The sequence below is a fragment of the Ideonella sp. P3_A4 genome (assembly GCF_056403075.1).
Window position 1 is genome coordinate 1 of record NZ_JBFUGE010000329.1, and the last position, 6,788, is coordinate 6,788.

Here is a 6,788-nt window from a genome sequence, read left to right on the forward strand (position 1 = left end):
CCTGGGGGTACCGGCTTGCGGCCCACAACCACCGAGGCAGGCGTATCGGTGTTAGCTGCCCGCGAGCTTCATCTTGTCGATCAGCACCGAGCCGATCGTCTTGGCGCCCATGTTGTAGGCATCCGCGCCGACCGCAACGATGCCCTTGAGCATGTCGCGCAGGTGGCTGGCGATGGTGATCTCGTGCACCGGGAAGGCGATCTTGCCGTTCTCGACCCAGAATCCAGCCGCGCCACGCGAGTAGTCGCCGGTCACGTAGTTGACGCCCTGACCCATCAGCTCGGTGACAAACAGGCCGCGGTGCAGCTTGCGCAGCATCTGCTCCAGGTGATCGCCCGGCTGCGTGAGCCGGCTGGTCAGGCGCAGGTTCTGCGAGCCACCGGCGTGGCCGGTGGTCTTCATGCCCAGCTTGCGCGCCGAATAGCTCGACAAAAAGTAGCCCTGCACTACCCCGGCCGACACCACCTGCCGCGCCTTGGTGCGCACGCCTTCGTCATCGAACGGCGCGCTGCCCTTGCCGCGACGCTGGTGCGGGTCTTCGGTGATGTCGATGTGCTCGGGCCAGATGGTCTGGCCCAGGCTGTCTTGCAGGAAGCTGGCCTTGCGGTACAGCGAACCACCACTGGTGCCCTGAACGAAAGCGCCCAGCAGGCCAGCTGCGACGGTCGACTCGAACAGCACCGGCACCTCGCAGGTCTTGACCTTGCGTGACTTCAGGCGCGACAGCGCACGCTCAGCGGCGTAGCGGCCCACCGCCTCGGGCGCGGCCAGCTCCAGCGCGTCGCGCATCGAGGTGTACCAGTAGTCGCGCTGCATGTCGTTGCCCTTGCCGGCAATCGGCGACACCGACAGCGAATGGCGCGAGCTGGAATAGCCTCCGCTGAACCCCCGGCTGTTGCCGGCCCAGAAGTGCGACTGCTGGGCCGAGACCGAGCCGCCTTCCGAGTTGGTGATGCGCTTGTCGACCGACAACGCGGCCTCTTCGGCGCGGCGTGCCAGTTCGGCGGCGGTCTCGGCGTCCAGCGCCCAGGGGTGGAACAGGTCCAGGTCTTGCGCCACCTCGGCGGCAGTGGCCAGGTCTTCGGCCTCAGGCAGGCCGGCGGCCGGGTCTTCGGCGGTGAAACGGGCGATGTCGTAGGCGGCGCGCACCGTCTGCGACAGCGCAGCGGCGGAAAAGTCCGACGTGCTGGCGTTGCCGCGGCGCTGACCCAGGTAGACCGACACGCCGACCGACTTGTCGCGGTTGCGCTCGACATGCTCGACCTCGCCCTTGCGCACCGACACGCTGATGCCGCTGCCCTCGCTCACCTCGACCCCCGCGTCGCTGGTGCCCAGGTCACGCGCCATGCCAAGCACGTCTTCGACGATCTGCTGGAACTGTTCGCGGCTGTAGGCAAAGCCGTTGCGGGCGGCGTCGGCGCTGGTTTTGGCGGTCATCTTTTTTCGCTCGAGGCTGGAAGTGCAAAACCCGCCGGTGCCGCCCAGGCCATGCCGGGGCGCCCCGGGCGGGTGGCGCGTTGAATTGCGGGACAATCATAGCGAGCCTCATCAACACCTTCACGTCGCCGAGTCCCCATGCGCCGAGCGCCCCAAGACAACAACATCCCGCCCGAGCCCGAAGACGACGCTGACGACGACGCCGGCCGGCCCAGCAAGTCGGCACTCAAGCGCCAGATGCACAGCCTGCAGTCCTTGGGGCAAGAGCTGTCCGAGCTGTCCGCGTCCCGCGTGGCCAAGCTGAACCTGCCCGAGTCGCTGCAGGACGCGCTGGCCGAGTACCGCCGCACCCGTTCGCACGAGGGCCGTCGGCGCCAGCTGCAGTTCATCGGCAAGCTGATGCGCCAGACCGACGAGGCCCCCATCCGCGAGGCGGTGGCCGCTGCCAAGCTGGGCAGCGCGAAAGAGACGCTGGCCCTGCATGAGGCCGAGCGTTGGCGCGAAGAGCTGCTGGCCAGCGACAATGCGATCACCCGCTGGCTCAACCACTTCCCCGAGACCGACGCGCAGCAGCTGCGCAGCCTGGTGCGCGCCGTCCGCAAGGACGCCAAGGCCGAGTCGGTCGAGCAACGCCAAGGCCGCAGCTACCGCGAGATGTTCCAGCTGATCAAGACGGCGTTGGCTGCCACCGCCGCACCAGCGCCAGACGACAGCGAAGAAGGCGAGGACGACGATGAGTGACACCGCCTCCCCGTTCGAGTCGGTGCGCATCGGCCTGGTCTCGATCAGCGACCGCGCCTCGAGTGGCATCTACGAAGACAAGGGCATTCCGGCGCTGCAGGCCTGGCTGGGCCGCGCGCTGCGCAACCCGGTGCAGTGGGAACCGCGCCTGATTCCCGACGAGCAGGCGCAGATCAGCGCCACGCTGGTCGAGTTGGTCGATCAGGCCGGCTGCAACCTGGTGCTGACCACCGGCGGCACCGGCCCTGCCCCGCGCGACGTGACGCCGGAGGCCACGCTGGCCGTGGCCGACCGCGAAATGCCGGGTTTTGGCGAGCAGATGCGCGCCATCAGCCTGCGTTTCGTGCCGACCGCGATTCTGTCGCGCCAGGTGGCGGTGATCCGCGGCAAGGCGCTGATCATCAACCTGCCGGGGCAGCCGAAATCCATCGCCGAGACGCTGGAAGGCTTGCCCAACGCCAGCCCACCGGCGGCCGGCATCTTCGCGGCGGTGCCCTACTGCATCGACCTGATCGGCGGGCCGTACCTCGAGACCGACGCCGAGGTCTGCGACGCGTTTCGCCCCAAGGCGGCTCGACGCTGACCCTCTACGCCGCCTGCGGCGGCGGTCCCCCCGAGGGGGATGGCCAGCTTGGGGCGGCCCGGCGCTGGCCGGCCGACGCCGGCGGCCTGACGGCTACTTGACCAGCCGGTTCAGCCGCTCGGCGTCGAAGTTCTCGGTGGTGTGCGCATCCTGCGGCACACACTCTTCGTTGGGAATCTCGCGCGCACGGGCCGAGAGCTTCTCGATCGCCTGCCACAGCAGCGCAATCTGGTGCTCGTGCGAGCCGGCGTTGTCGATCAGGCCCTTCATCGCCTGYGCGACCGGGTCGTCGCCGTTGGTCACGCCGTAGGCTGAGAAGCCCAGCTTCGCAGCGGTCACTTCACGAGCAACATCCACTTCGGCGGCAATGATGCGCGCCGGGTTGCCGACCGCCGTCGCACCTGCGGGCACCGGCTTGGTCACCACAGCGCCCGAGCCGACGCGGGCACCGGCCCCGACCGTGAAGCCGCCCAGCACCGCCGCGTTGGCACCGACGATCACGCCGGCCTCCAGCGTCGGGTGGCGCTTGGCGCCCTTGACGAGCGAAGTGCCGCCGAGCGTGACGCCCTGGTAGATCGTGCAGCCGTCGCCCACCTCGGCCATCTCGCCGATGACGATGCCCATGCCGTGGTCGATGAAGACGCGTCGGCCCATGGTGGCGCCGGGGTGGATCTCGATGCCGGTCAGCCAGCGGCTGACGTGCGAGATGAAGCGGCCCAGCCACTTCAGCCCATGCGTCCAGCACCAGTGGGCGCGGCGGTGCATGAACAACGCATGCAGGCCCGGGTAACAGGTCAAAACCTCCCAGGTCGTGCGAGCCGCGGGGTCGCGCTCGAGGATGCAGGCGATGTCTTCGCGCAAGCGTCCGAACATGGGCGTCCGATCTGGTGGGTTAGTTGCTGGACGAATGAGTTTATATGGCGTTCAACCCCGCTGGCCGCCTGGGGCTTTGGCGCTGCGCTGCATCGCGGTGGCGATGCCACGCAGGATGTGAACCTCCTCGGCCGTCAACGCAGCCCGGTTGGCCAGCTGGTTCAGACGCGGCACCAGCTTCTTCGGCGCCGCCGGGTCGAGAAAGCCGATCTCGACCAAGGCCTGCTGCCAGTGCGCCAACAGCCCCTGCACCGCGGCGCCGTCAGCCCAGACCACCGGTGCGGTGCGCGCTTCGACGCCGAAGCCGCCCAGCGCCTGGCGCCACTCGTAAGCCAGCACCTGCACCGCCTGGGCCAGGTTCAGCGAACCGTAGGCCGGGTCGGTCGGGATGCTCAAGGCAGCGTGGCAGCGGTAGACGTCGTCGTTGGTCATGCCAAACCGCTCGCCGCCGAAGACGAAAGCGACGCGGTGGCCCTCGCCCGCCAGCGTGGCAAAGCGCTCGCGCGGGGCAAAGGTCGGCGGGCCAAAGTCGCGCGGCGTCATCGCGGTGGCGCAGGCGTAGTCCACGCCCTCAAGCGCCTCGGCGAGGTTGCCGACGATGCGTGCCGCAGCCAGCACATCGGTGGCGCCACTGGCCATCGCCAGCGTCTCCTCGCGCGTCAACACATCGTCGAAACGCGGCGCCACCAGCACCAGGTCCGAGAAGCCCATCACCTTCATGGCTCGCGCGGCCGAGCCCACGTTGCCGGGGTGGCTTGTGTTCATCAGCACGAAACGTGTGGCGTCGGGCGTGGCGGGGGCTGGCGAATCGGGCATGGGCGGCTAAAATCTGCGGTTCTGCGTGGATTGTCCTGCCTGCACGGCCCAGCCCACGCCCGCTCTTTCCTCCCGCCAGCCCGGTTCCCCGCTCTCGTCCAGCTTTTTCAGGTCGCCCATGTCGCAATCCATCCATCCCATGCTGAACATCGCCATCAAGGCGGCCCGCACCGCGGGGGCGATCATCAACCGGGCGTCGCTGGACGTCGACCTGCTCAAGGTCACCGCGAAAAGCGCAAACGACTTCGTGACCGAAGTCGACCACGCGGCCGAAGCCGCGATCATCGAAACCCTGCTGACCGCCTATCCCGGCCACGCCATCCTGGCCGAGGAATCGGGCCGCACCCACGGCGCCAAGCACAGCGATTTCCTCTGGATCATCGACCCGCTCGATGGCACCACCAACTTCATCCACGGTCTGCCGGTCTACTGCGTCTCGATCGCGCTGTCGTTTCGCGGCAAGGTCGAGCAGGCCGTTGTCTACGACCCGACGCGCAACGACCTGTTCATGGCCTCCAAGGGCCGCGGCGCCTTCCTGAACGACAAGCGCCTGCGGGTGTCCAAGCGGGTGCGCCTGGGCGACGCGCTGGTCGGCACCGRCTTCCCCTTCCGCAAGGGCGACAACTTCCAGCGCTACCTGAAGATGTTCGAGGCCGTGGCGCCGCATTGCGCCGGCCTGCGCCGCCCCGGCTCGGCTGCGTTGGATCTGTGCTATGTGGCAGCCGGCTGGTACGACGGCTTTTTCGAGACCGGGCTGAACCCGTGGGACGTGGCTGCCGGCTCGCTGATGATCACCGAAGCCGGTGGCCTGATCGGCAACTTCACCGGCGAGGCCGACTTCCTGCACCAGCGCGAGGTGGTGGCCGGCGCGCCAAAGATCTACGGCCAGTTGGTGCAACTGCTGGCGCCCTTCACCCGCATCATCAAGGAAGAAGAGCCGGTGGCCCCGCCGCCGCCGGTTGACGCCGCACCGGTGGAACGCAAGCTGGTGCGCCTGCGCAAGAAGGATGTGCAAGCCGAAGCCGGCGACGAGCAAGCCGACTGACGCCTTTTTCCAGAACACCGCCGATGAAGAACGAGAACCTGCCCATGCAGGACTTCAGCGCCCACACGCCGATGATGCAGCAATATTTGCGCATCAAGGCCGAGCACCCGGACACGCTGGTGTTCTACCGCATGGGCGATTTCTACGAGGTGTTCTTTGACGATGCCCGCAAGGCGCATCGTCTGCTTGACATCACGCTGACGACCCGCGGCCAGAGCGCGGGCGAGCCGGTGGTGATGGCCGGCGTGCCGGTGCATGCGGTCGAGAACTACTTGGCCCGGCTGCTGAAGCTGGGCGAATCGGTCGCCGTGGCCGAGCAGGTCGGCGATGTCGCCACAGCCAAGGGCCCGGTTGAGCGCAAGGTGGTCCGCGTCGTCACCCCCGGCACGGTGACCGACAGCGAGCTGCTCGACGACCGTGCCGACACGCTGCTGCTGGCTGTGCACCGCCAGCGCAGCACCTATGGCTTGGCCTGGCTCGGCCTTTCCAGCGGCCAGTTGGGCCTGGCCGAATGCGGCGAGCGCGAGTTGCCGGGCTGGCTGGCGCGGCTGGCGCCGGCCGAGATCCTGATCGACCGCGACAGCATCGACAAGTCCCCGTCGCCGGCGCTGCGCCAGGCCAAGAGCACCCTCACCGCCCGCCCCGCCTGGCAGTTCGACACCGGCCTCGGCCAGCGCAAGCTGTGCGAGCAGCTGCGCGTCGCGTCGCTGGCCGGCTTCAACGCGCAGGACCTGGGCCAGGCCCATGCCGCCGCCGCCGCGCTACTGGCCTATGCCGAGCACACCCAGGGCCGCGCGCTGGCGCACGTCACCACGCTGACCGTGCAGCGCGCCAGCGAGCTGCTGGAGCTGCCGCCCGCCACGCACCGCAACCTCGAACTGACCGAAACCCTGCGTGGCGAGCGCTCGCCGACGCTGCTGTCGCTGCTGGACACCTGCCGCAGCGGTATGGGCAGCCGCGCGCTCCGCCACWGGCTCACCCACCCCGGCCGCGACCGTGCTCAGGCCAACGCGCGCCACGCCGCCATCGCCCAGTTGCTCGCCAGCGGCTTCGACACCCTGCGCGAAGCCATGCGCTCGGTCAGCGACGTCGAGCGCATCGTCTCGCGCATCGCGCTGCRCCAGGTGCGCCCGCGCGAGCTGGCCGGCCTGCGCATGACGCTGGCGAGCCTGCCCTCGCTGCGCAGCATCGCTCCGCAAGGCAGCGCGCTGCTGGACGAATGCCACGCCGCGCTGTCGCCCGACCCGACCGTGGCCGATCTGCTGACCCGTGCCATCGCCGAAGAGCCGGCGG

Annotated in this window: 7 protein-coding genes; 4 read left to right on the forward strand and 3 right to left on the reverse strand. The window is 68.9% G+C overall.

All coding sequences use genetic code 11. The annotated features are described in order from the left end of the window. Positions 1-51: 51 nt before the first annotated feature. Positions 52-1,437: a metalloprotease PmbA gene (gene pmbA / locus AC1DYI_RS22985; protein ID WP_477206455.1), complete on the reverse strand. Its 1,386-nt coding sequence runs from the start codon at positions 1,435-1,437 to the stop codon at positions 52-54. Between the two features lie 138 nt (positions 1,438-1,575). On the opposite strand from pmbA, the gene yjgA reads away from it, so the two are divergent. Together yjgA and mog are read left to right on the forward strand one after the other, a co-directional pair. Then, positions 1,576-2,178, forward strand: a complete 603-nt coding sequence (gene yjgA / locus AC1DYI_RS22990; RefSeq protein ID WP_477206456.1) for a ribosome biogenesis factor YjgA — start codon at positions 1,576-1,578, stop codon at positions 2,176-2,178. Next, entirely contained in the window at positions 2,171-2,761 is a 591-nt protein-coding gene (gene mog, locus AC1DYI_RS22995) for a molybdopterin adenylyltransferase (RefSeq protein WP_477206457.1), read from the forward strand. Before yjgA ends, mog begins: the two co-directional genes overlap by 8 nt. A gap of 93 nt (positions 2,762-2,854) precedes the next feature. On the opposite strand, the gene cysE is transcribed toward mog, so the two are convergent. Together cysE and AC1DYI_RS23005 are read right to left on the reverse strand one after the other, a co-directional pair. Continuing rightward, the gene (cysE, locus tag AC1DYI_RS23000; protein WP_477206458.1) at positions 2,855-3,634 is read right to left on the reverse strand and encodes a serine O-acetyltransferase; all 780 of its coding nucleotides are present in this window, start codon (positions 3,632-3,634) and stop codon (positions 2,855-2,857) included. A 51-nt stretch (positions 3,635-3,685) separates the two neighbouring features. Next, positions 3,686-4,450, reverse strand: a complete 765-nt coding sequence (locus AC1DYI_RS23005) for an RNA methyltransferase (RefSeq protein WP_477206459.1) — start codon at positions 4,448-4,450, stop codon at positions 3,686-3,688. Positions 4,451-4,568: 118 nt separating this feature from the next. Here AC1DYI_RS23005 and AC1DYI_RS23010 point away from each other — a divergent pair, with 118 nt between their 5' ends. Further along, a complete protein-coding gene (locus AC1DYI_RS23010) occupies positions 4,569-5,495 on the forward strand; it encodes an inositol monophosphatase family protein (RefSeq protein WP_477206460.1) in 927 nt (308 codons plus the stop codon). 23 nt (positions 5,496-5,518) lie between these two features. Next, on the forward strand, positions 5,519-6,788 hold a 1,270-nt coding region (locus AC1DYI_RS23015), incomplete at its 3' end, for a MutS N-terminal domain-containing protein (protein WP_477206461.1).

Coding starts and splice junctions, on each gene's coding strand:
- yjgA (WP_477206456.1), top strand. CDS start 1,576: ATGCGCCGAGCGCCCCAAGACAACAACATCCCGCCCGAGCCCGAAGAC.
- pmbA (WP_477206455.1), bottom strand. CDS start 1,437: ATGACCGCCAAAACCAGCGCCGACGCCGCCCGCAACGGCTTTGCCTAC.
- AC1DYI_RS23005 (WP_477206459.1), bottom strand. CDS start 4,450: ATGCCCGATTCGCCAGCCCCCGCCACGCCCGACGCCACACGTTTCGTG.
- mog (WP_477206457.1), top strand. CDS start 2,171: ATGAGTGACACCGCCTCCCCGTTCGAGTCGGTGCGCATCGGCCTGGTC.